Source organism: Mesorhizobium sp. AR02, assembly GCF_024746835.1.
GTDB lineage: Bacteria > Pseudomonadota > Alphaproteobacteria > Rhizobiales > Rhizobiaceae > Mesorhizobium.
Window position 1 is genome coordinate 6,870,615 of record NZ_CP080531.1, and the last position, 23,248, is coordinate 6,893,862.

The 23,248-nt window shown below is 62.9% G+C and carries 26 protein-coding genes; 16 read left to right on the plus strand and 10 right to left on the minus strand.

All coding sequences use genetic code 11. From position 1 onward, the window contains the following. Nucleotides 1-64: 64 nt before the first annotated feature. From DBIPINDM_RS37560 to DBIPINDM_RS37585, 6 genes are all read left to right on the plus strand, one after another. Nucleotides 65-886, plus strand: coding sequence for a DsbA family protein (locus DBIPINDM_RS37560; RefSeq protein WP_258583980.1), 822 nt, complete (start codon nt 65-67; stop codon nt 884-886). 145 nt (nt 887-1,031) lie between these two features. Continuing rightward, a complete protein-coding gene (aroQ, locus tag DBIPINDM_RS37565) occupies nt 1,032-1,466 on the plus strand; it encodes a type II 3-dehydroquinate dehydratase (protein ID WP_258583981.1) in 435 nt (144 codons plus the stop codon). A gap of 26 nt (nt 1,467-1,492) precedes the next feature. Continuing rightward, nucleotides 1,493-1,954 (plus strand): acetyl-CoA carboxylase biotin carboxyl carrier protein, encoded by a 462-nt coding sequence (gene accB, locus DBIPINDM_RS37570; protein ID WP_258583982.1) that lies wholly within the window; start codon nt 1,493-1,495, stop codon nt 1,952-1,954. 10 nt (nt 1,955-1,964) lie between these two features. Then, the gene (accC, locus tag DBIPINDM_RS37575) at nt 1,965-3,308 is read left to right on the plus strand and encodes an acetyl-CoA carboxylase biotin carboxylase subunit (RefSeq protein WP_258583983.1); all 1,344 of its coding nucleotides are present in this window, start codon (nt 1,965-1,967) and stop codon (nt 3,306-3,308) included. A 12-nt stretch (nt 3,309-3,320) separates the two neighbouring features. Continuing rightward, nucleotides 3,321-3,938: a leucyl/phenylalanyl-tRNA--protein transferase gene (gene aat / locus DBIPINDM_RS37580; RefSeq protein ID WP_258583984.1), complete on the plus strand. Its 618-nt coding sequence runs from the start codon at nt 3,321-3,323 to the stop codon at nt 3,936-3,938. Between the two features lie 13 nt (nt 3,939-3,951). Beyond that, a complete protein-coding gene (locus tag DBIPINDM_RS37585) occupies nt 3,952-4,134 on the plus strand; it encodes an RNA polymerase sigma factor region1.1 domain-containing protein (RefSeq protein WP_258583985.1) in 183 nt (60 codons plus the stop codon). 25 nt (nt 4,135-4,159) lie between these two features. Here the strand turns inward: DBIPINDM_RS37585 and DBIPINDM_RS37590 are convergent, their stop codons facing one another. The 3 genes from DBIPINDM_RS37590 to DBIPINDM_RS37600 form a co-directional block, all read right to left on the minus strand. After that, the gene (locus DBIPINDM_RS37590; protein ID WP_183458813.1) at nt 4,160-4,546 is read right to left on the minus strand and encodes a hypothetical protein; all 387 of its coding nucleotides are present in this window, start codon (nt 4,544-4,546) and stop codon (nt 4,160-4,162) included. A gap of 75 nt (nt 4,547-4,621) precedes the next feature. After that, the gene (locus DBIPINDM_RS37595) at nt 4,622-5,224 is read right to left on the minus strand and encodes a DUF2155 domain-containing protein (RefSeq protein WP_258583986.1); all 603 of its coding nucleotides are present in this window, start codon (nt 5,222-5,224) and stop codon (nt 4,622-4,624) included. A gap of 141 nt (nt 5,225-5,365) precedes the next feature. Further along, nucleotides 5,366-5,764 carry an NADH:ubiquinone oxidoreductase subunit NDUFA12 gene (locus tag DBIPINDM_RS37600; protein WP_258583987.1) on the minus strand — a complete coding sequence of 133 codons (399 nt, stop codon included), beginning with the start codon at nt 5,762-5,764 and terminating at the stop codon, nt 5,366-5,368. Nucleotides 5,765-5,992: 228 nt separating this feature from the next. Here DBIPINDM_RS37600 and panB point away from each other — a divergent pair, with 228 nt between their 5' ends. Together panB and panC are read left to right on the plus strand one after the other, a co-directional pair. Further along, a complete protein-coding gene (panB, locus tag DBIPINDM_RS37605; protein ID WP_258583988.1) occupies nt 5,993-6,871 on the plus strand; it encodes a 3-methyl-2-oxobutanoate hydroxymethyltransferase in 879 nt (292 codons plus the stop codon). Further along, entirely contained in the window at nt 6,868-7,719 is an 852-nt protein-coding gene (gene panC / locus DBIPINDM_RS37610) for a pantoate--beta-alanine ligase (RefSeq protein ID WP_258583989.1), read from the plus strand. Before panB ends, panC begins: the two co-directional genes overlap by 4 nt. Nucleotides 7,720-7,782: 63 nt before the next feature. On the opposite strand, the gene DBIPINDM_RS37615 is transcribed toward panC, so the two are convergent. The 4 genes from DBIPINDM_RS37615 to gatB form a co-directional block, all read right to left on the minus strand. After that, nucleotides 7,783-8,481 (minus strand): AIM24 family protein, encoded by a 699-nt coding sequence (locus DBIPINDM_RS37615; RefSeq protein WP_258583990.1) that lies wholly within the window; start codon nt 8,479-8,481, stop codon nt 7,783-7,785. 156 nt (nt 8,482-8,637) lie between these two features. Then, on the minus strand, nt 8,638-9,129 hold the full coding sequence (locus tag DBIPINDM_RS37620) for a GNAT family N-acetyltransferase (protein WP_258583991.1): 492 nt from the start codon (nt 9,127-9,129) through the stop codon (nt 8,638-8,640). A gap of 15 nt (nt 9,130-9,144) precedes the next feature. Continuing rightward, a complete protein-coding gene (locus DBIPINDM_RS37625) occupies nt 9,145-9,840 on the minus strand; it encodes a hypothetical protein (protein ID WP_258583992.1) in 696 nt (231 codons plus the stop codon). After that, complete coding sequence (gene gatB, locus DBIPINDM_RS37630; protein WP_258583993.1) at nt 9,837-11,342, minus strand: Asp-tRNA(Asn)/Glu-tRNA(Gln) amidotransferase subunit GatB; 1,506 nt, start codon at nt 11,340-11,342, stop codon at nt 9,837-9,839. The genes DBIPINDM_RS37625 and gatB overlap by 4 nt, the downstream gene beginning before the upstream one ends. Before the next feature lie 203 nt (nt 11,343-11,545). Here gatB and DBIPINDM_RS37635 point away from each other — a divergent pair, with 203 nt between their 5' ends. Together DBIPINDM_RS37635 and DBIPINDM_RS37640 are read left to right on the plus strand one after the other, a co-directional pair. Next, the gene (locus DBIPINDM_RS37635) at nt 11,546-12,742 is read left to right on the plus strand and encodes an IS256 family transposase (RefSeq protein WP_258583994.1); all 1,197 of its coding nucleotides are present in this window, start codon (nt 11,546-11,548) and stop codon (nt 12,740-12,742) included. Between the two features lie 241 nt (nt 12,743-12,983). After that, complete coding sequence (locus DBIPINDM_RS37640) at nt 12,984-13,241, plus strand: YjhX family toxin (protein ID WP_013895772.1); 258 nt, start codon at nt 12,984-12,986, stop codon at nt 13,239-13,241. A 47-nt stretch (nt 13,242-13,288) separates the two neighbouring features. On the opposite strand, the gene DBIPINDM_RS37645 is transcribed toward DBIPINDM_RS37640, so the two are convergent. Both DBIPINDM_RS37645 and DBIPINDM_RS37650 read right to left on the minus strand, forming a co-directional pair. Next, on the minus strand, nt 13,289-13,720 hold the full coding sequence (locus DBIPINDM_RS37645) for a CBS domain-containing protein (RefSeq protein ID WP_183458799.1): 432 nt from the start codon (nt 13,718-13,720) through the stop codon (nt 13,289-13,291). Between the two features lie 88 nt (nt 13,721-13,808). Further along, the gene (locus tag DBIPINDM_RS37650) at nt 13,809-14,567 is read right to left on the minus strand and encodes a rhomboid family intramembrane serine protease (RefSeq protein ID WP_258583995.1); all 759 of its coding nucleotides are present in this window, start codon (nt 14,565-14,567) and stop codon (nt 13,809-13,811) included. 230 nt (nt 14,568-14,797) lie between these two features. Between DBIPINDM_RS37650 and DBIPINDM_RS37655 the strand changes: the two genes are divergently transcribed. The 4 genes from DBIPINDM_RS37655 (at nt 14,798) to DBIPINDM_RS37670 (ending at nt 19,807) form a co-directional block, all read left to right on the plus strand. Beyond that, nucleotides 14,798-15,838: a substrate-binding domain-containing protein gene (locus DBIPINDM_RS37655; RefSeq protein ID WP_258583997.1), complete on the plus strand. Its 1,041-nt coding sequence runs from the start codon at nt 14,798-14,800 to the stop codon at nt 15,836-15,838. A gap of 125 nt (nt 15,839-15,963) precedes the next feature. Beyond that, nucleotides 15,964-17,214 (plus strand): LVIVD repeat-containing protein, encoded by a 1,251-nt coding sequence (locus tag DBIPINDM_RS37660; RefSeq protein WP_258584001.1) that lies wholly within the window; start codon nt 15,964-15,966, stop codon nt 17,212-17,214. 77 nt (nt 17,215-17,291) lie between these two features. Further along, entirely contained in the window at nt 17,292-18,794 is a 1,503-nt protein-coding gene (locus tag DBIPINDM_RS37665) for a sugar ABC transporter ATP-binding protein (RefSeq protein ID WP_258589436.1), read from the plus strand. Beyond that, nucleotides 18,791-19,807, plus strand: coding sequence for an ABC transporter permease (locus DBIPINDM_RS37670; RefSeq protein WP_258584002.1), 1,017 nt, complete (start codon nt 18,791-18,793; stop codon nt 19,805-19,807). The genes DBIPINDM_RS37665 and DBIPINDM_RS37670 overlap by 4 nt, the downstream gene beginning before the upstream one ends. A 187-nt stretch (nt 19,808-19,994) precedes the next feature. Here DBIPINDM_RS37670 and DBIPINDM_RS37675 read toward each other — a convergent pair whose 3' ends face one another. Beyond that, entirely contained in the window at nt 19,995-21,026 is a 1,032-nt protein-coding gene (locus DBIPINDM_RS37675; protein ID WP_416361802.1) for a substrate-binding domain-containing protein, read from the minus strand. Between the two features lie 594 nt (nt 21,027-21,620). On the opposite strand from DBIPINDM_RS37675, the gene DBIPINDM_RS37680 reads away from it, so the two are divergent. Both DBIPINDM_RS37680 and DBIPINDM_RS37685 read left to right on the plus strand, forming a co-directional pair. Then, a complete protein-coding gene (locus DBIPINDM_RS37680) occupies nt 21,621-22,253 on the plus strand; it encodes a PAS domain-containing protein (protein WP_258584005.1) in 633 nt (210 codons plus the stop codon). A gap of 119 nt (nt 22,254-22,372) precedes the next feature. Then, nucleotides 22,373-22,990: a PilZ domain-containing protein gene (locus DBIPINDM_RS37685; RefSeq protein WP_027045602.1), complete on the plus strand. Its 618-nt coding sequence runs from the start codon at nt 22,373-22,375 to the stop codon at nt 22,988-22,990. Nucleotides 22,991-23,248: the final 258 nt, after the last annotated feature.

Consider the following 23,248-nt stretch of genomic DNA (forward strand, 5'->3'; position numbering starts at 1 on the left):
AACCTTCCGGCGACGCGCTGCGACACAGCCGCACCGGGAAACAGGCAAAAAAGGAACGAGAACGATGAAAAAGGCACTGCTGCTGGGCACCACGGGGATTGCTGTGGCCCTTGCCATGCTGGCTTTCGGTTTCGTCGCCGGCAGCCCCCAGATCGCCAAGGCGGGTACGGCGCAGCCTGTCCAGACCACTCAGCCTGTCCAGATTGCAGGGGCCGATACCAAGATCAACCGCACCGAGGTCGAAGGGATTATCCGCGACTACCTCCTGAAGAACCCGGAAGTGCTGCTCGAAGTGCAGGACGCGCTCCAGGCCAAGCAGAAGGAAGAGCAGCGGATCGCCGCGCTCGGCGTCATCAAGAACGCCAAGGAGCAGATTTTCAACTCCACCTTCGACGGCGTCGTCGGCAACCCGAACGGCAAGGTGACGATCGTCGAGTTCTACGACTACAATTGCGGCTTCTGCAAACGCGCCATCGAAGACATGCGGGCGCTGACCAAGGCTGATCCCGATCTGCGCTTCGTGCTCAAGGAATTCCCGATCCTCGGCCCGGATTCGCAAAAGGCGAGCGTCGTCTCGATGGCATTCCACCTGATGAAGCCGGAAAAATACGGCGAGTTCCACAATGCGCTGCTCGGCGGCCAGGGACGCGCCACCGAAGCGGCTGCAATCAAGATCGCGCTTTCGCTCGGCGCCGACGAGGCGACGCTGCGCGAGAAGATGAAGGATCCGTCGATCACCGAGGCCTTCTCCAAGACCTACGATCTTGCCAACAAGCTGGCGATCACCGGAACCCCGTCCTATGTCGTCGGCAACGAGGTCGTGTTCGGGGCTCTCGGGCAGGACGTGCTGGCGGAAAAGATCGAGGCAGCGAAAGCCGCGCTTTGATCAGCCGGGGTTTTTCTTCACGGGCGCATTTCGGCCTGTTGTGGACAGTGAAAGAACGCACTTGCGCTCTTTTCGCGGACGGCTATGCCCGGTATAGAGGCCCAGCGCGCCGGTTTGATACCGGCGCCGTAAAAGGTCGGTTTTTTTGAAAACGGTTTTCGTCCTGAACGGTCCCAATCTCAACGCGCTCGGCAAGCGCGAGCCGGGCATCTATGGCGGCAAGACGCTTGCCGCCATCGCCGACGACTGCAAGCAGGTCGGCGCGTCGCTTGGACTCGAGATCGATTTCCGCCAGTCGAACCATGAGGGCGATCTTGTCGACTGGATCCAGGAAGCCGGCGACAAGGCCGCCGGCATCGTCATCAATCCAGGCGCCTACAGCCACACCTCGATCGCGATCCATGACGCCATCCGTTCGGTCGCGCCGCTGCCGGTCGCAGAAGTTCACCTTTCCAACATCCATGCGCGGGAATCATTCCGCCACGTCTCCATGGTCGCGCCGGTCGCTGTCGGCATGATCTGTGGCTTTGGGCCGCTCGGCTACACGCTGGCGCTACAGGCGCTGGCCGCACGCCTATGACCGGCCAACAAACAGAAGGCTCGAAAATGTCGATAAAGAAGACCGGTGTTGACCAACAGCTGATCCGCGATCTGGCGGGCATACTGAACGACACCAACCTGACCGAGATCGAGGTTGAACTGGGTGACCTAAAGGTGCGCGTGTCGCGGCAGGCACCTGCCGTCCACGCGATTGCAGCACCCCCGCCCAGCTATGCGCCGGCGGCAGCCGCCCAGCCCGCGGCCGCGGCCGCCCCGGCAGCGGTCGACGTATCGAAGAACGCGGTCACCTCGCCGATGGTCGGCACCGCCTATCTGGCGCCCTCGCCCGACGCCAAGGTGTTCATCGAGGTCGGCCAGAAGGTCAAGGAAGGCCAGACGCTGCTGATCATCGAGGCGATGAAGACGATGAACCAGATCCCCTCGCCGCGCGCCGGCACGGTGACGGCGATTCTGTTCGAGGACGCGACGCCGGTCGAGTACGGCATGCCGCTCGTCGTGATCGAGTAGAGCGGGCAGGATGTTCCAGAAGATCCTCATAGCCAATCGCGGCGAAATCGCGCTTCGGGTGCTGCGCGCCTGCAAGGAACTCGGCATCCAGACGGTGGTGGTGCATTCGACCGCCGACGCTGACGCCATGCATGTGCGGCTTGCCGACGAGAGCGTCTGCATCGGGCCGCCGCCATCGCGCGACAGCTATCTGAACATCCATCAGATCGTCGCGGCCTGCGAGATCACCGGCGCCGACGCCGTACATCCAGGCTACGGCTTCCTGTCGGAGAACGCCAAGTTCGCCGACATATTGGCCGCGCACAACATCACCTTCATCGGCCCGTCCGGCGACCATATCCGCATCATGGGCGACAAGATCGAGGCCAAGCGCACCGCCAAGCGCCTCGGCATCCCGGTGGTGCCCGGCTCCGATGGCGCGGTGACCGACGAGAAGGAAGCCAAGCGCATCGCCGCCGAGATCGGCTATCCCGTGATCATCAAGGCCTCCGCCGGCGGCGGTGGGCGCGGCATGAAGGTTGCACTTACCGAGGCGGACCTCGAAATCGCCTTGCAGACGGCGCGCACGGAAGCGGGTGCCGCTTTCGGCGACGACGCCGTCTATATCGAAAAATACCTGCAGAAGCCGCGCCATATCGAGGTGCAGGTGTTCGGCGACGGCTTTGGCCGCGGCGTGCATTTCGGCGAGCGCGACTGTTCGCTGCAGCGGCGCCACCAGAAGGTCTGGGAAGAAGCCAATTCGCCGGCGCTCAACGCCGAGGAGCGGTCCCGCATCGGCGGCATCTGCGCCAAGGCCATTGCCGATCTCGGCTATTCCGGCGCCGGCACGATCGAGTTCCTGTACGAGAATGGCGAGTTCTATTTCATCGAGATGAACACGCGCCTGCAGGTCGAGCATCCGGTGACGGAAGCGATCACCGGCATCGATCTCGTCCACGAGCAGATCCGCGTCGCTTCCGGTGGCGGTCTTTCGGTCAGGCAGGAAGACATCAAGTTCAATGGCCACGCCATCGAATGCCGCATCAATGCCGAGGATCCGCGCACCTTCACCCCCTCGCCCGGCACGATCACGCATTTCCACACGCCAGGCGGTCTCGGCATCCGCGTCGATTCCGGCGTCTATTCCGGCTACAAGATCCCGCCCTATTACGACAGCCTGATCGGCAAGCTGATCGTGCATGGGCGCAATCGCGTCGAATGCATGATGCGGCTGCGGCGGGCGCTGGATGAATTCGTCGTCGACGGCATCAAGACGACGTTGCCGCTGTTTCGCGATCTGGTCGGCAATGCCGACATCGCCAATGGCGACTATGACATCCATTGGCTGGAAAAATACCTGGCCAAGGAAGAATAGTCCGGGGACGCGATGACCCGCCCCTACGCGCCCGGCTATCGCATCCCCACCGACCTCCTGCTCAAGGCCTATGCCTCGGGCGTCTTCCCGATGGCCGAAAGCGCCAGCGATCCGGAGGTGTTCTGGGTGCGGCCGGAGACGCGCGGCATCATCCCGCTCGACGGGTTCCACACGCCCAAAAGCCTGAAGAAGGTGATCCGCAAAAACCCGTTCGACATCCGCTTCGATTTCGATTTCGAGGCGACGATCGACGGCTGTGCCGAAAAGCGCGAGGAGCGGCGCTCGACCTGGATCAACGCGCCGATCCGCGAAGCCTATGTGCAACTGCACCGCATGGGCCACTGCCATTCGGTCGAGGCCTGGCGTGAGGACCAGTTGGTCGGCGGCCTCTACGGCGTGTCGCTCGGACGGGTGTTCTTCGGCGAAAGCATGTTTTCCAAGGCGACGGATGCGTCGAAGATCTGCCTCGTGCATCTCGTCGAGCGCTTGAAGGCACGCGGCTTCGCTCTGCTTGATACGCAGTTCACCACCGAGCACCTCAAGCGCTTTGGCGCTGTCGACGTGCCACGGGGCAAGTATGAGAAAATGCTCGCCGATGCGCTGAAGGGTGAGGCGATCTTTTTTCCGTGACTGGAGAGCTTCGATGTCGAGCGAAATCCACCTTCGAGCGGATGTGCAGCCAATTGTTCAAGCGCTGATCGCAAAGGGCAGAGACGTCACAATGGCTCAACTCGACCAACTGCTTCCCAAGCGGGAATTCAGTTCAACCGAGATCGAAGATATATTTGCTGCCCTCGCCGAGCATGGACTAAACGTCACCGAGTGAACGATCCGCTGGACCACCCAGAAGATCAGCTCTTCGCTGCAGCCTCCAGTGGCGTCTGCGAATGGAACATCATCTTCCAGCCGTTGACGCGATGGACATAGCCGGTGCTGACGAGCGCCGCGTAGGGGTCGCCATTCTCCCGCGTCGCATGCGCCTCGTAGGTCAGCATGACGATGTCGCTGCCCGGTTCGATAATTCCCTTGAGCTCGATATCGAGGTCGCGCCAGCGGTTGGGCTTGGTCGCGGTCTTGGCCAGGTCGGCATTGTCCATTGCCTTTGCCATTTGCGGAAAGGCCACCAGGCATTCCGTGTCGGCATTGGCCGCGTAATAGGCCTCGTCCCCTGTCCAGAACCCTTTTTCGAGTTCGAGCAACTCTTTCTTGCTCGCCGTGATCCGCTTGCTGTCTGACATCGAAATATCCTCCGTGCGCATCGATGCGCGGTCGTCAATGGTCCAACGCATGGTGGCCACGACGGTTCCCGGGGATCAGTTGGCGCCGGTGGTGTCCGGTTCCGTGGGATCGGACTGTTCCGCATCCGGGCTGGCCGCAGGCTTCGGCTTGGCGGCGGCTGGCTTGGTCGCTGCCGGCTTCGGAGCGGCGGCCTTGGTGGCGTCAGCCTTGGTGGCGTCCGGCGCCGGCACATCCGACTTCTGCTTGCATTCCTTCAGCCAGACGTCATAGACGGCATGCTCGACGGCGTTGAGCCCCGGGCTTTCGGCGAACATCCAGCCGGTGAAGATGCGGCGGATCTTGCGGTCGAGCGTGATTTCGTCGACCTCGACGAAGGAATCGGTCTTCGGCTCCTCGGTCTGCGGCCGCGAATAGCAGACGCGCGGCGTCACCTGCAAAGCGCCGAACTGCACCGTCTCGTCGATATAGACGTCGAAGGTGATGATGCGGCCGGTGATCTTGTCGATGCCGGCGAACTCGGCAACCGGATTGGTGATGCGATCCGATCCCGCGGGTGCAGCCGGCGCGGGTGCGGCGGGTACAGCCGGTGTGGGCGAAGCCGCAAAGGCGGCCGTGCTGACGGCGAGGCTGGCGGCTAGCGTCAGACCGCCCGTCGATATCAGGTTGAAAAAGCTCATATAGGGGTACCGGTGGTTCGTGCCCGGGTGATTCCGTCGATCGCCAAGGCTAGTCGCCGTTTTCTGATCAGCAAGCAGCTAAACACCAATTGTGGCGATAAAGGACCGGCCTGCACTTTGCGCCGTTACATCCAGGGGCCGTTACGACCCGGGCGTCCAGGCGTCATAGTCACCCGTGACCTGCGGACGATGCTGATTTGTCAGCACCGAGCCCTTCGGGCGATAGGCCGCCGGCGTGCCGGTCAGATTGGGCTGATGCGACTTCTGCCATTCGCGCGGCTTGTAGTCTTCGCTCGGCGGCGCGACGTCGACACGGTGATGGATCCAGCCGTGCCAGCCGGGCGGAATCGCCGAGGCTTCCGAATAGTTGCGGTAGATGACCCAGCGCCGCGTGCGGCCTTCCGAATCGATACCGCCTTCGTAATAGACATTGCCGACCTCGTCCTGGCCGACCCTCTTGCCGTACCGCCAGGTGTGCAGGCGTGTTCCCAGCGTCTGGCTGTTCCACCAGGTGAAAAACTGCGTCAGGAAAGTCTTCATCTCAGAACCCTCGCGCTGGCGGCGCTGTTTCCTGCTTATGGCGTCAGGCCTTCGGGAAGGCAAGGGTTTTGCCAAGGGGAGCGCGCAAATGGCGCGCCAGGGACCCGACACAAGCCTGTGATCCCGAGACGCGGCAGGATGCACGCTTGCCAAGCCTTTCGGCTCTTTCTAAAGCTCAGCGCGCTCGTGCGGATATCGAATCCAGCCATGGGCCGAAGGAGGTGACGATTGGCCACAAAATTGCCGACCACCGACATCCGCATCGGCGCCGAGCTGATTCGCCGCCGCAAGGGCAGCATCCCGTTGGTTTGCCTGACGGCCTACACCTATCCCGTCGCCCGCCTGCTCGATCCCCATGTCGACCTGCTTCTGGTCGGCGACAGCGTCGCCATGGTCCTGCATGGCCATGCGACGACGCTGGGCGCCTCGCTGGAGATGATGATCGCGCATGGGCAGGCCGTGATGCGCGGCTCGGCCAGAGCCTGCGTCGTTGTCGACATGCCAGCCGGCAGCTATGAGGCTTCGGCGGCGCAGGCCGCGGCCTCAGCGCGGCGCATCATTGGCGAGACCGGCTGCCAGGCGGTGAAGCTCGAAGGCGGCGTCGACATGGCCCCTCAGATCGCGGCGATCGTGGCCGCCGGCATTCCGGTCATGGGCCATATCGGCCTGCTGCCGCAATCGGTGGAGAAGGATGGCGGCTACAAGATCAAGGGCCGCACGGACGAGACTATCGCGGCGCTGATGGCCGACGCGCTCGCCGTCGAAAAAGCCGGCGCGTTCTCCGTGGTCATCGAAGGCACCATCGAGGCGGTCGCCGCCGACATCACACGCCGCATCGCCATTCCAACCATCGGCATCGGCGCCAGCGGCGACTGCGATGGCCAGATCCTGGTCATCGACGACATGGTCGGACTGACCGTCGACCGTGTGCCGAAATTCGTCAAGGAATACGCCGATCTGCGCGGCGTGATCGCGCACGCAGCCGAGCGCTACGCATCGGAGGTGCGAAGCCGGACTTTCCCCGGCCCTGCCCATGTATTTTCAGGCTCAAAAGTATTTTCGGGTTCAAAAGTCTTTTCGGGCACAAATGGCGGAGACGAGGCATGAGCCGACCTGATGTCGTCGATAGCGTTGCCGCGCTTCGCGCCGAGATCCGGGACTGGCGGCGCGATGGCCTGCGCGTCGCCATGGTGCCAACCATGGGCGCGCTGCATGAGGGACATCTCTCCCTGATCAGGATCGCCAGGAAAAAAGCCGAGCGCTGTGTGGTGTCGATCTTCGTCAACCCGACGCAGTTCGCGCCGAGCGAGGATCTCGACAAGTATCCACGCCAGCTCGCCCGCGACCTGGATATGCTGGCGACGGTCAAGGCCGATCTTGCCTTCACGCCGACGGTTGGCGCGATGTATCCCGCCGGCTTTGCCACCAGGATCGCGGTCGGCGGCCCGTCCGCCGGGCTCGAATCGGATTTTCGCCCTACCTTTTTCGAAGGCGTCGCCACCGTGGTGGCCAAGCTTTTTCTTCAGGCAACGCCCGACTATGCGGTCTTTGGCGAGAAGGATTACCAGCAGCTTTGCGTCGTCAGGCAGCTCTGCCGCGACCTCGACCTGCCCGTCGAGATCATCGGCGCCCCGACCATACGCGACGAGAGCGGCCTCGCCATGTCGTCACGCAACGCCTATCTCGACGAGGCCGAACTCGCGGTCGCCCGCCAGTTCAACGCGATCCTGCACAAGACGGCTGCCGCGCTCGCGGCCGGCGCACAACAAGATGACGCGACAGGTGAGGCCGGCCGCGCGCTGATCGCCGCCGGCTTCCAGAAGGTCGACTATGTCGAGGCTCGCGAAAGCCTGACGCTGGCGCCCTGGCGCCGCGACCGCGCGGGGCGCCTGCTCGCCGCTGCCTGGCTCGGCAAGACTCGGCTCATCGACAATGTGGACGTTCCCATCGCCTGAGCGGATTGGCCTACGCCACGCTTTGTCCTTGGCGCGTGACCCATCCGGATTTCCGGCATGCGCTTACTCCTCTGTCGGCATATGCAGATACATCGACTGGATGCCGACGCGGCCCGGGCCGGTGAAGCGGTTGACGATGAAATTCATGTTGGCGCCGAAGAAGCCGCTCGACAGGCGATCGATCTTGGTTTCCATCCGGACCGAGGCATCCTTGAACAGCCAGCCGCCCGGCTCGATGTCGATGGTCTCGCCAGCGGCAAGCGTTTTCTCGAAGACATTGCCATAGCCGTGCAGCCAGACGATGCCGTCGCCGCTATCGCCGCGAAAACGGTCGATGAAGAAGCCGCTCTGGCCAAACAGCATCGTCGCCAGGCCGCGCACACGCTCGAATGTGTAGTCGACATTGCCGGTGGCGGCGAGGAACTGGTGTTCGCGCACCTGGATCTCCTCGCCGCGCCTGAGGTGGATCGGCACGATGTGGCCGGGCCCGTCACGGCTGAAGGCAATGATGCCCGCCCCCGAGGCCTCGGTGACGAATATCTGCATGCCAGCCATCATGCGCTTCAGCGCGCCTTTCAGCGATTTCAAGCCGATGGTGATGGTGGAGTTCTTCCACAACAGGATGTGGTGCTCGAAATAGACAGGCATTCGCGTCACATCGACCGAAAGCACGGGCACCAGTTCGCCCGCTATGTGATAGGTGACGCCACCAAAGGTTTCGTCCGACACCTGCGTCGGCATCAGTTCCGGCAAGCTTGGCATGGTTCCCCCCTCGCCGCCTTGCGCGCCAGTCCATTCCGGCTTCCGCACGGTCAGCTGCAGCAGCTTGGTGTGTGACCCCTGGGCCGTCAAACGAAAACGGGGCGCATCCCGCACCGCTCGCGCGAAGGTGATCCAGACAGGTGCACGTCGAAGCGATCAGCCGGCAAGAGGCCGGCGATAGACCAGCGTCGGCTCGCCGGAGGCACCGATGTGCTCGCCGGCATCGCCGGATCGCACGAAGCCGTTTGCTTCGTAGAAGGCGATGGCGCGCGTGTTCTGCGCCTCCACTTCCAGACGGATGGCGTCGGCCTCGGGAAAACTTTCGATAATCTCATCGAGGAGCATGCCGCCGATGCCCCGTCCCTGCAGGCTGGGAAGCACGTAAAGCTGCCTCAGGACAACCGTCTTGCCGCCGTCGATGCTTTCGGCAAAAGCCACGCCGCCAATGCGCTTGCCGTCATCAGCAACAAGGAAGTCGCTGTTCGGCTTGATCAGCCGCGCCTTCAGCGAGGCGATCGAATGCCATTCATCGGTGATCTCGGTGACCTTGGCGGCGCCGTATATGGCGTCATACGTCGCATGCCAGGTTTCGACCAGCACTGCCCGAATTGCATCAAGGTCGCGTTCACCTGCTGTGCGGACGAACATCGCTTTCTCTCCCGCCTATGCCGCGACGCGATTGCGTCTGAAATCAATTGCCGCAAGCAGCACCACCCAGACCAGGAGCACCATGCTGCCCGGCATGTTGGCCGCCATGGCAAGGCCGGAGAAACCGGTTGCCGCGGTGGCAAGGCCACCGAACAGGACGCCTACGGCGCCGGCGGCGCCCAGCAGCGACAGCCACAACGGACAGCGCCTGGCCTGATACAGCGCGACGTTGGCGAGTAGAACCGTCAGGCCAAGCAGCATGGCGCTGACCGCGGCAAAGCCGACCTCGACCTGGCGCACTGCGAAGGCGGCGCTCAATAGCGACGGCTTTGTCGCCGCATCGGCCATGGCCCAGGCGTTGACCACCGCCTTCAGCGCAATGCCGTCGACCGCCTGCAAGGCAGCGGCCGCCGCTAGCGACGCCGCGCCGAACACGATCGTCAGAAGGGTCCAGCCCCGGGCCGGCCCCTTCGACAGACGGCCAAGGATCAGCAGCAACCCCGCTACCATCGCGAAGACCCCTGCAAGCTGTGCCATGTGGCTATAGAGCCAGATATGGTCGGCTGCATATTCACCGAAGGCGGCAAGCGCGTCATTCGGATCCTCATGCATCGGATGCAGCGACGTGCCGACAAAAAGCAGCACGGCGCCGGCAATCAACAGGACCGACGAGACGCTTGCCGAATTGCCCGGCTTTGCGTCTCCGCTCATTGATCCGATATGCCGAGCTTGGCCTTGACGAGGTCGTTGACCGCCTGCGGATTGGCCTTGCCGCCCGTCGCCTTCATCACCTGGCCGACGAACCAGCCGGCCATGGTCGGCTTGGCGCGCGCCTGTTCGACCTTGTCGGGATTGGCCGCGATCACCTCGTCGACCGCCTTCTCGATGGCGCCGGTGTCGGTGACCTGCTTCAAGCCACGGCTTTCGACCAGCTGGCGCGGGTCGCCACCTTCATTCCAGACGATCTCGAACAGGTCCTTGGCGATCTTGCCGGAGATGGTGCCATCCTTGATCAGGTCGATGACCGCACCGAGCTGATCGGGCGAAATCGGAGCATTTTCAATATCCTTGCCGGCCTTGTTCAATTGACCAAGCAGATCGTTGATGACCCAGTTGGCAGCGAGCTTGCCGTCGCGGCCGGCGGCCACCTTCTCGAAATAGTCGGCGATCGACTTTTCCGACACCAGGATCGAAGCGTCATAGGTCGAGAGACCCAGCGAGGAGATCAGCCGCGCCTTCTTGTCGTCCGGCAGTTCCGGCAGTCCTTTGGCCAAAGCATCGACATAGGCCTGGTCGAATTCCAGCGGCAGAAGATCGGGATCGGGGAAATAGCGGTAGTCGTGCGCTTCTTCCTTTGAGCGCATCGAGCGCGTTTCGCCCTTGACGGCATCATACAGCCGCGTTTCCTGGTCAATCTTGCCGCCGTCCTCGAGAATGGCGATCTGGCGGCGCGCCTCGTAGTCGATGGCCTGGCCGATGAAGCGGATCGAGTTCATGTTCTTGATCTCGCAGCGGGTGCCGAACTCGCCACCGGGCCGGCGTACCGAAACGTTGACGTCGGCGCGCAGCGAGCCTTCATCCATGTTGCCGTCGCAGGTGCCGAGATAGCGCATGATGGTGCGCAGCTTGGTGACATAGGCCTTGGCCTCATCGCCGGAACGCAGGTCAGGCTTGGAGACGATCTCCATCAGCGCCACGCCGGAGCGGTTGAGGTCGACATAGGACATGGTCGGATGCTGGTCGTGCATCGACTTGCCGGCATCCTGTTCCAGATGCAGCCGCTCGATGCCGACATCGATGTCCTCGAACTCGCCCTGCCGGTCCGGTCCGACCGAGACGATCACGGTGCCCTCGCCGACGATCGGCTGCTTGAACTGCGAAATCTGGTAGCCCTGTGGCAGGTCGGGATAAAAATAGTTCTTCCGGTCGAAAACCGACTTGTGGTTGATCTGTGCCTTCAGCCCGAGACCTGTGCGGATCGCCTGCTTTACGCATTCCTCGTTGATGACAGGCAGCATGCCCGGCATTGCTGCATCGACCAGGCTGACATTGGCATTGGGGGCCGCACCGAAAGCGGTCGAAGCGCCGGAAAACAATTTTGCTTCCGAGATAACCTGCGCGTGCACTTCGAGACCGATGATGATTTCCCAGTCGCCGGTGGCGCCGGGGATCAGGCGTTTTGCGTCGGGCGTGCGGGTATCGATGAGGGTCATGGCGGCCTGCGAATTGCGGTGAGTGAACTCACGTTTGATCGTGACTTTCACGTCTGAAGTGAAAGTCATTCGCTAGTGCAAACCACCAAAAGAGACAAGGCAAAAGGTAGTGTGCTGAGAGTTCTGCAAATTCGCTGAGAGAGGGGCGGTCATGGCAGGCTGGTGATTGTTCACGTCACCGATTCCCGCGAAGGAACGCCACCATGACCAAGATTGAAAGTAAGACCGCCAGCGCCTCCGTCAAAGACATTCTGCTTTCGAACCCGGACGGACTTCACGAAGTGATCCGTGCGGTGATGCAGGAGGTGCTCGAGGCCGAGATGGATGAGGCGCTGAGTGCTTCGAAGGGCGAACGCACGCCCGAGCGGCTTGGCTATCGCTCGGGTTACTATGGCCGCACCCTTGTGACGCGCGTCGGCAAGCTTGAGCTGCGGGTTCCGCAGGACCGCTCGGGGCGCTTCTCGACCGAGTTGTTTGAGCGCTATCAGCGTTCGGAACGGGCTTTGGTGGCGACGCTGGCCGAGATGTATGTGCAGGGCGTGTCGACCCGCAAGGTGAAGGCGATCACCGAAGAGCTGTGCGGCCATGCTTTCTCGGCCTCGTCGATCTCGGCCATCAACAAGCGGCTGGACGAGAGCCTCGCTGCCTTTGCCAGGCGTCCCCTTCAAGAGCCGTTTGCTTACCTCATCCTCGATGCGCGCTACGAGAAAGTGCGTGAAGCCGGCGTCGTCATGAGCCAGGCGGTGCTGATCGCGGTCGGCATCGACTGGGACGGCCGGCGCCAGATCCTGGCTGTGGAGATGGCCAATCGCGAGAGCCGTTCGGCCTGGAAAGACTTTCTCGTCTCACTGAAGGCGCGCGGCCTCAAGGGCGTCGAATTGGTCGTGTCCGACGATCACGCCGGCCTGGTGGCGGCGATCGGCGAGGTGATCCCGGAAGCCGCCTGGCAACGCTGCTACGTGCACTTCCTCAGGAACGCGCTCGATCATCTGCCGCGCAAGCACGGCGATGACTGCCTGCAGGAGCTGCGCTGGCTCTACGACCGACGCGATCTCGCCGAGGCCAGGGCCGATCTCGCCGCATGGCTTGCCAAATGGTCACCTCGCTATCCGCGCCTGACAGGCTGGGCCGAAGATGCCATCGAACAAACTCTGACCTTCTTCAGGCTGCCGAGACAGCACCACAAGCATCTCAAGTCCACCAACATGCTCGAGCGCCTCAACGAGGAAATCCGCCGGCGCACCTATGTCGTACGCATCTTCCCCAACGCCGAAAGCTGCCTGCGCCTTGTCAGGGCCTTGGCTGTCGAGACCAACGAAAACTGGATGGAGGCCAACCGCTACATCAACATGGACGACCTGCGCGAGCACAAAAAGCTCGCTCTACGCCAAGCCGCATGACCAGCACTATGGCCGCCCCTTTTTGCAGAACTTGACGCACACAACCAGGCAAAAGCGGCAGACTGGCGTTTTCGGCCACGTTCGCTTATATCCCGCTCATCCCAATGGAGAGTGGATGTCCGCTTACGCTCAGTCCCGGTAAGGCCCTGACCTCGTAGCGAGGCAGGGCGACAAAACCTGAAACCCCGTGCCGCGAAGCTTCGCGGCGGCGGCATTTTTTGTTTTCCCGGAAACTCTCCATATGGATATTTCGCGCACTGAACAGCGCATCCTGCACCTGCTTGCGCAGGGCGGACGCATTGAAATCGAAAAGAACCAGAAGAAACGGATCGCCTCCGTCAAATGCCTGACCCGCGACGGCTGGCACTATCCGGGCGTCGATCTCGACCTGTTTCGAAAGCTGAAACGCAAGAAGGCGGTTTCGTCGTCGGGCGGCGGTCCCTACCGCATCACGAGGCGCGGACTCGAGCTCGTCCGTTCCGAACTCGATAACAGATAGAAATGGGTCCGCCGGTCGGGTCTCCGGCCGGCGGTTTCTTTCACCGCTCAGGCGGTGGCGATGTAGGCCCTGATCTCATCGGCCTCGCGTTCAACATCCTCGATGCGGCGCTTGACCACGTCGCCGATGGAGACGATGCCATCGAGCAGGCCGTCCTTTTCCACCGGCAGATGGCGGAAGCGACCCCTGGTCATGATCTCCATCACCTCGTTGACGGTGTGGTTTTCATTGCAGATCTTCACCTTCGGCGTCATCGCCGAACGCACCGCAATATCAAGTGCGGCGGCGCCCTCCTTGGCGACGACGCGCACGATATCGCGCTCCGAAAGAATGCCAACGATCTTGCGATCGCCATTGGTGATGACCAGCGCACCGATTTTGTGGTCCGCGAGCATGCGGATGGCCACGCTAAGTTTTTCATTCGGCCCGAGCGTCAACACGTCGTGGCCTTTTTTCTCGAGAATTGCCTTAACCGTCATGGCGTCCTCCTCTGCTTTTGCCTGCCGGTTCCTGTCCTGACCGGCTTTCACATAAGAGTGAACATCGTGCGCCGTGATCGGTTGCATTTCAAGTGCGGTGGTCGGTGGTTTCCCACTCAGGCGGCTGCCATCGCCTGTCGAACCAGCGCAGGCCAAAGAAGCCGGCGACGAAGCCGCCAATATGGGCCTCCCAGGCGATCTGGCCGTCTATTCCAGGCGCAAAGCCGAGCAGGCCGGTGGCGAGGTTGATGATCATCCACACGGCGAGAAAGATCACGACGCCACGCAAACGCAAGACAATCGCGATCGGCAGCACCGGGCCGGCGAAGGCTGCCTTGCCGGCCGAACGGTTGGTGCGGAAACCGAACCGCGCGGCGGCGCCCATCATGCCAGAAATGGCGCCCGAAGCGCCGACCAGAGGCGCTTCACCATAGGGGTGCATGGCCCAGAAGAGCGCCACGGACGCCAGTCCGGTGGCGGCGAAGAACAGCGCGAACCAGAGCGCGCCCAAACGATTGGCCAATGGTGAACCAAAGGCAGCGAGCCAGACCATGTTGATGGCTATATGGGCAAAACCGCCATGCATGAAGGCATAGGTGAAGGGCCGCGTGAACAGGAACCAGTCGAAGCCGTATTGTCCGGTGTAGAGGACGGGGATGAAGGCCCCGTCATAGAGCAGCGTCATCTGCTGCGTGTCGTTCAGCACATATTGCTGCAGCAGATAGACGGCCGCGCAAATGCCGATCACCGCCAGCACGATCGGCGGCAGGTTGAACACCGGCTCGCGCCGGGGCTCCGGCGTCGGTTCGGTGGGTTCGGTTTCCGAAGGGCTTACCGGTTCACTCATACGCGTCTGGTCCAGGGATTCGATGCGCGAGCTTTAGAGCAAGGATGCTCGACTTGGAACAATTCTGTTTCTCGAAACAGCCGACGCCCGCGCGGCGTCGGCCTCATTTGCTACGAACCGAAAAGGAAACGAAGCGGAAATGCTCCGGGATCTGAAAAACTCGCAACCAGCGTTCTCGGAAGCGCCGGGCCCCCTCCCTAGAATGCGGCCAATTTCAAAGGGGTCGATACATGATCAAGCATCTTCTTTCGCTGGCTGCCGCGGCCGGCATCACGGCTCTCGCCACCGCGGCTTCGGCGCAAGGCATTGCCGGAGCGCCGGCTCCCTTCGACAAGGGCGGCGTCAAGATCGCCGTCGTCAGCTTCCTTGGCGCCGGTGACTGGCTCCAGGCTTTCGAAGCCGGCGTGAAGCGCCAGGCCGACGCGCTCGGCATCGAGGCCAACATTTCGCAGGCGCGCAACGACATCAACACCGAGCGCCAGCTGATCCAGCAGGCGATCAATCTCGGCGTGCAGGGCATCATCATCAACAACGGCCAGCCGGAGGCGATCAAGGACGTCGCGCAGGCCGCGCTTGACGCCGGCATTCCGGTGGTGGCCTACGACACCAATCTCGACAACCCCAAGATCCCGCAGGTCGAGCAGTCCGACGCCGACATGGCGCGCCTGGTGATCGGCCAAGCGGTCAAGGAGCAGGGCGAGAAATTCGACGGTGGCGTCGTCTATGTCGCCGGCTTCGCGCCGCTCGACCGCCGCTATGCGGTCTGGAAGGATTTCGCCAAGAAGTATCCCGGCATCAAGGACGTCGCCACCTGGGGCGTGGTCAACGACACCGTTGCCGCTTCGGTCGCCGACCAGACCAAGGCCGTGCTCACCGCCAATCCGACGCTTTCGGTGGTCTTTGCGCCTTGGGACGAATTCGCCCGTGGCGTGAAGCTCGCCATCGACGAGCTTGGCGTCGCCGACAAGGTCAAGATCTACGGCGTCGACATCTCGACCTCGGACATCCAGGCCATTCTCGAGCCGAACAGCCCATGGGTGGCGACCGCGGCAACCAACCCGGTCGTGGTCGGCGAAGCCTCGGTGCGCGCGCTGGCCCAGCTGATCGCCGGCCAGGATCCCGGCCACTCGGTGCTGATCAAGCCGACACTGGTCACCAAAAAGGACCTGGTCGACAACAACATCAAGACGATCGAGGATCTGCAGGCGAAGTTCCCCGCCTTCAAGGACAGTGACGCGGCCAAGGCGCCCTGGATCCCGGCATCGAACTGAGCCGCCGACCGCCGCCTGCAACAAGCCGGCCACCCGCTACCTTGCTCTGAAAACGTGACCGGCCTTCAAAACCCCCGTCATCCGATCGCCCCGGATGACGGGGCGAAAGCCTTTGAAAGACAGAGATGAGTTCCCTTCCCACGCCAGACTACGCCCGTAACATGCGCCTCATCGGCCATTCAGACCAAGGCGGACGGCCGGATGGGCTGCAGGTCATGGTGCATAGGGGCTTCGCCTATGTCGCGCATCCCTGGTCGCAGGGATTTTCCATCATCGATGTGCGCGATCCCAGGAACCCCGGCGCGACGGTGTTCGTGCCGGCGCCGCCAAACACCTGGACGATCCATCTGCAGACGCATGAGGATCTGCTGCTGGTCGTTCATGCGCGCGATCTCTTCGCCGATGCCGCCTTCGCTTTCGACGAGAAGGTCTACTACACCAGGTCGATCTGCGAGACGATCGGCACCGCCTCCGGCGGCGGGAGAAACTGGTCGGCCGGCATGGCCATTTACGACATCTCTAGGCCGGCTGAACCGCGCCAGATCGGCTTCTTTCCGGTCGACGGCATCGGCATCCACCGCATCTGGTATGTCGGTGGGCGCTATGCCTATGTTTCGGCCCTGCTCGACGGCCACAGCGACTACATCTTCCTGACCGTCGATCTCCAGGACCCGGCACGGCCCGTCGAGGCGGGGCGCTGGTGGATACCGGGCATGCATCTCGCCGGCGGCGAGACGCCGGGCTGGCCCGACGGCCGCCGCTATGCGCTGCACCACGCGCTGGTCGAGGGCGACACAGCCTATGCCTGCTGGCGCGATGGCGGCCTGACCATCCTTGATATCGCCGACCGCAGCCAACCGAAGCTGATCACGCACCGGAACTGGTCGCCACCCCATGGCGGCGGGACGCATTCGCCGCTGCCGCTGCCGAAACGCGGTCTGCTTGTTGTCGCCGACGAGGCCGTGCTCGATCATGAGGAGGACGGGCGCAAACGCACCTGGATTTTCGATGTCCGCGATCCGGCGAACCCCATTTCGATCTCGACGCTGCCGACGCCGGACGAGGCGGACTACACGGCCAAGGGCGGGCATTTCGGCCCGCACAATCTGCATGAGAACCGGCCAGGCAGCTTCGTTTCCGACACGCTGATCTTCGCCACCTACCAGAATGCCGGCGTGCGCGTGTTCGACATTTCCGATCCTTACCGGCCGAAGGAGACCGGCGCGCTGGTGCCACCTGCGCCAAGGCGCATGGTCGACAAGCGCCCGAACCGGCCGCAAGTGATCCAGTCGACCGACGTGTTCGTCGATGCCAACGGCATCGTCTATTCGCCGGACTACAATGCCGGACTGGCGATCATGGAATATAACGGGTGACAAAGGCGGCCAGCCGTCCCCCGCACATTATCATCAGCAGCCAAAGCCCGATCACATTGCCCCCAGCAAGCTCAGCCATCGCCGTCTCCGGCATCGAGAAATCCTTCGGGCCGACACGCGCGCTCGCCGGCGCCGATCTTGCCGTCGCGCCCGGTGAGGTCGTGGCGCTGATGGGCGCCAATGGCGCCGGCAAGTCGACCTTGGTGAAGATCCTTTCGGGTTCGTACACGCCCGACGCCGGCACGATCACGCTGGGCGGCAACACGATCGCCTTCGCCTCGCCCAGTGCCGCCAAGGCCGCCGGCATCGCAACGGTGCATCAGGCGACCGACCAGGCGGGTGCTGCCGGATTGACGGTTGCCGAAAACCTCCTGCTCGACGAACTTTGCGGCCGGGGCGGACACTTCCTCGTCTCGGCGGCGTCGATCCGCCGGCGCGCGCGCGCGGTGGCCGCGCTGATCGATCTCGATCTGCCGCTCGATCGCGACTTCGTCGATCTGCGCCCGGCGGAACGCCAGTTGATCGCCATCGCCCGCGCCGTCGCGGCCAAGGCCTCGGTGCTCATCCTCGACGAGCCGACGTCGAGCCTGTCGACCACGGAAGCCGAGCGGCTGTTCGCCATCATCCGCCGGCTGCGCGCCGGCGGCATGGCAATCCTCTATATCTCGCACAGGCTTGGCGACCTTGCGGCCATCGCCGATCGCGCCGTAGTCATGCGCGGCGGCCGCATCGTCGGTGCCTTTGCCAGGCCGATCGATTTCCCGGCCGCCGTCGCGGCCATGATCGGCCGGACACTGGAAGCCGCCACACATGACGGTAAGACATCAACCACCCCGATCATCGCTTCCATCAAGGGCGCGCGGCTGATTCCCGGAGCAGAGCCTTTCGATCTCGACCTGCGCTCCGGCGAGGTCGTCGCCATCACCGGCACGCTCGGATCGGGCAAGAGCCGGCTGCTGCGCGCGCTTTTCGGGCTCGAAACGCTGGCGCAAGGCGGCTTCGTGCTCGATGGAAAGCCGTGGCTTTCGAGCGGGCCGGCACAGTCGATCGAAAGCGGTGTCTTCATGGTCGCCGAGGACCGCTGGCAATCGTCATTGCTGCCGCCGGAAGTTCCCGGCGCCTCGATTGCCGGCACCATCGCCCTGCCGCATCTGAGGCGCTGGTTTCCAAGTGGCCTGCTGCGGGCAGCACGCGAGCGCCGGGTCGCGTCCGATGCAATCTCGCGGCTCGGCATCAAGGCGCGCGGCCCCGACGACACGCTCGACGAGCTTTCCGGCGGCAACCAGCAAAAGGTCGTGCTCGCCCGATGGCAGGCCGCACCTTGCCGGCTGCTGCTGCTCGACGAGCCGTTCCAGGGCGTCGACGTCGGCGCGCGCGCCGATCTGATCGCCGCCATCCGCGACAGCCAGAGCGGTTCCGCCACACTGATCGCGACCAGCGACACTGAAGAGGCACTGGAGGTTGCCGACCGCATCCTCGTCATGCGCAACCACTCACTTCATGAGGCCGGAGACGGCCATGGCTCGCTGACCGACCAGATCGGCAAGGTCGAGAGCGACAAGGCCGGAGACCACCAATGACCTATCCGACGACGACACAACCGTCCGCCTCGCGCACATCGCTTTTCCGCGAAACGCGCCGCTACGCCCTCTTCGTGCTGCTGGCACTGATGGTGGTCGGGTTCTGGTACGCGCAGCCTGCCTTCATCCGCTCGGCCAATCTGTTCTCGATCCTGCAGGCGGTTTCGGTGGTGGCGATCCTCGGCGTCGGGGTGTCGATCACCATGGCGGCCGACGGCTTCGATCTGTCGGTCGGCAGCATCGCCGCTTCGTCTGTGATGGCGGCAAGCTATGCCATGGTCGTGTGGCAGCTGGACGCGGCGCAGACCATGGTGCTGGTCTTGCTGATGGGAGCCTTCATCGGCCTCGTCAACGGGCTGCTGATCGTCCGCGTCGGCGTACCCGATCTTCTCGCCACGCTGGCGACCATGTTCCTGCTGGCTGGCTTGCAACTGATCCCGACGGGTGGCCGCTCGATCACCGCCGGCATGGTGCTTCCCGACGGCTCATCGGTTCCCGGCGCCTACGATCCGGCGTTCCTGATCCTCGGCCGGTCACGGCTCTTCGACACGATTCCGCTGTCTGTCGTGGTCATGGCTATCGTCGCCGTGCTGGCCTGGTTCCTGATGGAGCGCACGCGCTGGGGCCGCGTCTTCTACGCCATCGGCGGCAACGAAACGGCCGCGCACCTCGCCGGCGCGCCGACCAGGAGATACCGGCTCTGGGCCTACATCCTGTCAGGCACGCTGGCTTCGCTGGGCGGGCTGATCGTGGCCTCGCGTGTCGGCCGTGGCGACGTTTCGGCGGGCAATTCGCTGTTGCTCGATGCCGTGGCGGCCTCGCTGATCGGCTATGCCGTGCTCGACAAGCGTCGCCCGCATGTGGTCGGCACGGTGGTCGGCGCGATCTTCGTCGGCGTGCTCCTCAACGGCCTCACCATGCTGAACGCGCCCTATTACACGCAGGACTTCGTCAAGGGCGTCGTGCTGGTTGGTGCGCTGGCACTGACCTTCGGCCTGGGAAAGAAGCGGTAGAGCAGTTCACCGTTTCACAGAAACGGCGACCCGCTCTAACTCTTCGTTTGGACGCAATTCCCAAGGGAAAGCGCTATGTGCTTTTCCCGGGAAAACCGCTTCACACCTTTCCTGGAATTGCTCTAACCCTAACCTCCAATCGATACCTCCTCTCCCTCGCTTGCCGCGAGGGAGAGGAGAAAAAGGATCAGTTGGAGGGGATCCAGCTGGCCGCCGCCGCGTCGCTCTGGCCGAAGGCTGGAAGCTTGGCGTCGAGATCCTCGACTGTCTTGATGCCATTCTTGCGCAGCTCTTCCTGTGTCAGCAGCACCGGCTTGACGACGATGTTGTGACCGGGGTCCTCACCAGCGATCAGCTTGGCCGCCGCCCGTACCGAAACCGCGCCGACGACGGCCGGATTGGTGGCCGCGGTGGCGACCCACGGACTTCCTTCGGCGGTGATTTCGGTGATGTCCGCGGTGGACACGTCGGCCGAATAGATCTTCACCTTGTTCGAGATGCCGAGTTCGTCGGTAGCAAGCTTCACTCCGCGCGCGAACTCGTCATAGGGAGCAAAGACGACCGAGATGTCGGGGTTGGCCTGGAACGCCGCCTTGGTCTGGTCGGCCGTCGATACCGCGGTCGTGTCGTTGACCGTCCCCCAGCGCGCCTTCTCGACGATGCCGGGATTGGCCTTCTTGGTCTCGTCCCAGATTTCGTTGCGGCGGTCGAGCGGCGCAAAGCCGGCGACATAGACATAACCGGCCTGGAACGAGCTGCCATTGTCCTTGAGCGCTTGGCCGAGCGAGGCCTTGGCGAGTTCGTGATCGGACTGTTCGACCTGCGGGATCTTCGGGTTGTCGAGATTGACGTCGAAGGCGACGACCTTGATGCCGGCATCGAGCGCCTTCTGCGCGACGTCCTTCAGCGCTTCAGGCTGACCATGGTCGATGATGATGGCCTGGACACCAAGATTGATCGCCTGCTCGATCTGGTCGCGCTGTGCGGCCGCATCCTGCCGGCCGGAAAAGATCTGCAGGTCGATGTCCAACGCTTTCGCCTGTTTCGTCGCGCCGGCCTGATAGGCCTGAAAGAAATCGCCGGCCGAGATGAAGGTAACGAGCGCCACTTTCACGCCGCCCTTGTCGAAAGGAGCGGGAGCGCCCGCGATTCCGGCAGCGTGAACGGCGCCGACTGGAATGGCGCTGGCGAGCAGGCCGGCCGTGATCAGTCCAAGGATAGAAGTCTTCATGAAGGTTTCCCCAGAGAATACGCTGACAAGGCACGTCTCCGGACCGCGGGATCGCCGCCGTCGCGCCTCAAGGAGCGAATTCACGAAGGGTACAGCGGCAACAGAACCGCTCGGAACGCAGATTTTTCTCTTTAGCGGCGCGTGATTGGCAAATGTTGCTGTTGCCTGCCCCACGGCCCGGGGATCAGGTTATCCCGGCGCCATTGATCACCGGACCGCCGCAGGGGCTGCGATGAGCGAAAAATCATGCCCGCCGTTAACCGCGAATCACGGGGCGCGAATCAAAAAAGAAGCCGTCCAAGGTTTCCCTTGAACGGCCGGTCGAGCCCCTGCTCCCCTAAAACTCTTGACTGAAGTGCTGCCGATCGTCGCGAAACGACCGCTTCTGGAGTGGTTTTGGTGTGCCACGGGGCGCGCTCGGGCGCAACGTAAACCAGTTGTTAACCTTAACGGCCCCGACCCGTGAACAAGTGTTAACGATGCTGGCACGCTTCCTGCTCCGCAACGCATGTAAGTCATCGGAGGGCGCCCTTCTGTTCACCGATGGGACATCAGACGACAGAATGCGCGGAGCAGCATACCATGAACCAAAACGGATCGATCACGCTGTTCCATTACTGGAATCGCCTGCGTGACGGACGCCCTGCTCCGAAGCGATCGGAAGTCGAGCCGGCCGATATCAAGTCGCTGCTGGCCGACACGTTCATCCTGGAAAAGGACACGCGCGGGCACCCCGTGTTCCGCCTGGCGGGCACCAGGCTGTGCGCCTGCTATGGCCGCGAACTCAAGGGCTTCTCCTTCCCGTCGCTGTGGCGCGAGAAGGATCAGCGCCTGGTCTCACGGCTGATTCATGGCGTTTTCGACCAGAAATCGGTGGTGCTGATCACCTTCGAGGGTTTCAGTCGTAACGGTCGCTCCAACAAGTTCGAATTGCTTGCCTTGCCGCTAGACGGCGGCATCGAAAATCCGCGTTGTCTCGGCGTGATCAGCGCCGCTGAGAAGCCGTTCTGGCTGGGCGCAGATCCGATCACGGACGCGATGATCGATTCGATCCGTGTCATCGATCCGGAGAAAGAGCTCCTCAACAACCGTCCGGCGATCGACGTTCCCTCGCTTGTTCCAGCCGAACTCGAGGCGCCCGATACGATCTCGGCGCTTGGCCGGGCGCGCCGCATCCGCCATCTCGTCGTCTTCGACGGCGGGCGCGAGGAATAGTTGATGATCCCACAGTCATGCGGGCTCGTTTTTCCCCTTTGTTAACCCGCTTTGTTGTACTTCTCTGATGAAGTCCCTCGCATCGACGCGCGGGAATGCCAAACGGGGTGTAGGCAGTCATGAGGTCAGCGGCGGTCGACTACGCGCCGTCCCAAGCTGAAAGGCGTAACTTTCAGCGCGTCCGGGTCAAGATATACGGGCGATTCATGCTGGAAGACCGCACCGAGCATCCTTGCCAGGTTGTCGACATGTCGCCCGGCAACGTGGCTCTTCGCACCGACCGCATCGGCATGCCCGGCGAAAAAGTCATCGCCTATATCGATCATATCGGCCGCATCGAAGGCGTCGTCACCCGCACCCTGCAGGACGGCTTCGCCATGACGGTGATTGCGTCCGACCGCAAGAAGGACAAGCTGGCGGCGCAGTTGACCTGGCTTGCCAACAAGCACGAACTCGACCTGCCGGAAGACCGCCGCCACGAGCGCGTCGCCCCGCGCAACCCGACCAGCGTGCTGCAGCTCACCGACGGCCGCCAGTACCAGTGCCGGATCATCGATCTGTCACTGTCCGGCGCGGCGGTCGAGATCGACGTCAAGCCGGCGATCGGCATCCAGGTCATGCTTGGCACCATGCGCGGCCAGATCGTTCGCCATTTCGAGGATGGCGTCGCCATCGAATTCGCCGTCATCCAGCGCCCCGAAACGCTCGATTCCGAATTCAACACGCCGCGCGCCTGACCGGAAAGGACAGGACGCCCCAATCGAACCGGCCCTTCGTGGCCGGTTTTTTGTTTCTAGAAAAACTGGAAGCGATCGACGTCGCTTCTCGCAACCCGAGGCTGCTGCCAGCGCCGGCCGCAAGCGCGTTCTCACCCGGCCAGCCCCGCCAATCCAAATAATTCAATACTCAAATGAATCAAATTTTATGTTTATTCTACTGGCGTTTTACTTAAAGTCTGCTTCGCGCTTTTGCGTCAAATAAATCCAGCTGTGGCA

Bases quoted from the DNA above. Each gene is read 5' to 3' on its own strand.
- DBIPINDM_RS37585 (WP_258583985.1), top strand. From the start codon at position 3,952: ATGTCGAGCGAAATCCACCTTCGAGCGGATGTGCAGCCAATTGTTCAA.
- DBIPINDM_RS37615 (WP_258583990.1), bottom strand. From the start codon at position 8,481: ATGCCAAGCTTGCCGGAACTGATGCCGACGCAGGTGTCGGACGAAACC.
- DBIPINDM_RS37620 (WP_258583991.1), bottom strand. From the start codon at position 9,129: ATGTTCGTCCGCACAGCAGGTGAACGCGACCTTGATGCAATTCGGGCA.
- DBIPINDM_RS37655 (WP_258583997.1), top strand. From the start codon at position 14,798: ATGATCAAGCATCTTCTTTCGCTGGCTGCCGCGGCCGGCATCACGGCT.
- DBIPINDM_RS37660 (WP_258584001.1), top strand. From the start codon at position 15,964: ATGAGTTCCCTTCCCACGCCAGACTACGCCCGTAACATGCGCCTCATC.
- aat (WP_258583984.1), top strand. From the start codon at position 3,321: ATGACCCGCCCCTACGCGCCCGGCTATCGCATCCCCACCGACCTCCTG.
- accB (WP_258583982.1), top strand. From the start codon at position 1,493: ATGTCGATAAAGAAGACCGGTGTTGACCAACAGCTGATCCGCGATCTG.
- DBIPINDM_RS37600 (WP_258583987.1), bottom strand. From the start codon at position 5,764: ATGAAGACTTTCCTGACGCAGTTTTTCACCTGGTGGAACAGCCAGACG.
- DBIPINDM_RS37595 (WP_258583986.1), bottom strand. From the start codon at position 5,224: ATGAGCTTTTTCAACCTGATATCGACGGGCGGTCTGACGCTAGCCGCC.
- DBIPINDM_RS37685 (WP_027045602.1), top strand. From the start codon at position 22,373: ATGAGGTCAGCGGCGGTCGACTACGCGCCGTCCCAAGCTGAAAGGCGT.
- accC (WP_258583983.1), top strand. From the start codon at position 1,965: ATGTTCCAGAAGATCCTCATAGCCAATCGCGGCGAAATCGCGCTTCGG.
- gatB (WP_258583993.1), bottom strand. From the start codon at position 11,342: ATGACCCTCATCGATACCCGCACGCCCGACGCAAAACGCCTGATCCCC.
- DBIPINDM_RS37590 (WP_183458813.1), bottom strand. From the start codon at position 4,546: ATGTCAGACAGCAAGCGGATCACGGCGAGCAAGAAAGAGTTGCTCGAA.
- DBIPINDM_RS37625 (WP_258583992.1), bottom strand. From the start codon at position 9,840: ATGAGCGGAGACGCAAAGCCGGGCAATTCGGCAAGCGTCTCGTCGGTC.
- DBIPINDM_RS37680 (WP_258584005.1), top strand. From the start codon at position 21,621: ATGAACCAAAACGGATCGATCACGCTGTTCCATTACTGGAATCGCCTG.
- DBIPINDM_RS37640 (WP_013895772.1), top strand. From the start codon at position 12,984: ATGGATATTTCGCGCACTGAACAGCGCATCCTGCACCTGCTTGCGCAG.
- DBIPINDM_RS37645 (WP_183458799.1), bottom strand. From the start codon at position 13,720: ATGACGGTTAAGGCAATTCTCGAGAAAAAAGGCCACGACGTGTTGACG.
- DBIPINDM_RS37560 (WP_258583980.1), top strand. From the start codon at position 65: ATGAAAAAGGCACTGCTGCTGGGCACCACGGGGATTGCTGTGGCCCTT.
- DBIPINDM_RS37635 (WP_258583994.1), top strand. From the start codon at position 11,546: ATGACCAAGATTGAAAGTAAGACCGCCAGCGCCTCCGTCAAAGACATT.
- DBIPINDM_RS37650 (WP_258583995.1), bottom strand. From the start codon at position 14,567: ATGAGTGAACCGGTAAGCCCTTCGGAAACCGAACCCACCGAACCGACG.
- panC (WP_258583989.1), top strand. From the start codon at position 6,868: ATGAGCCGACCTGATGTCGTCGATAGCGTTGCCGCGCTTCGCGCCGAG.
- DBIPINDM_RS37670 (WP_258584002.1), top strand. From the start codon at position 18,791: ATGACCTATCCGACGACGACACAACCGTCCGCCTCGCGCACATCGCTT.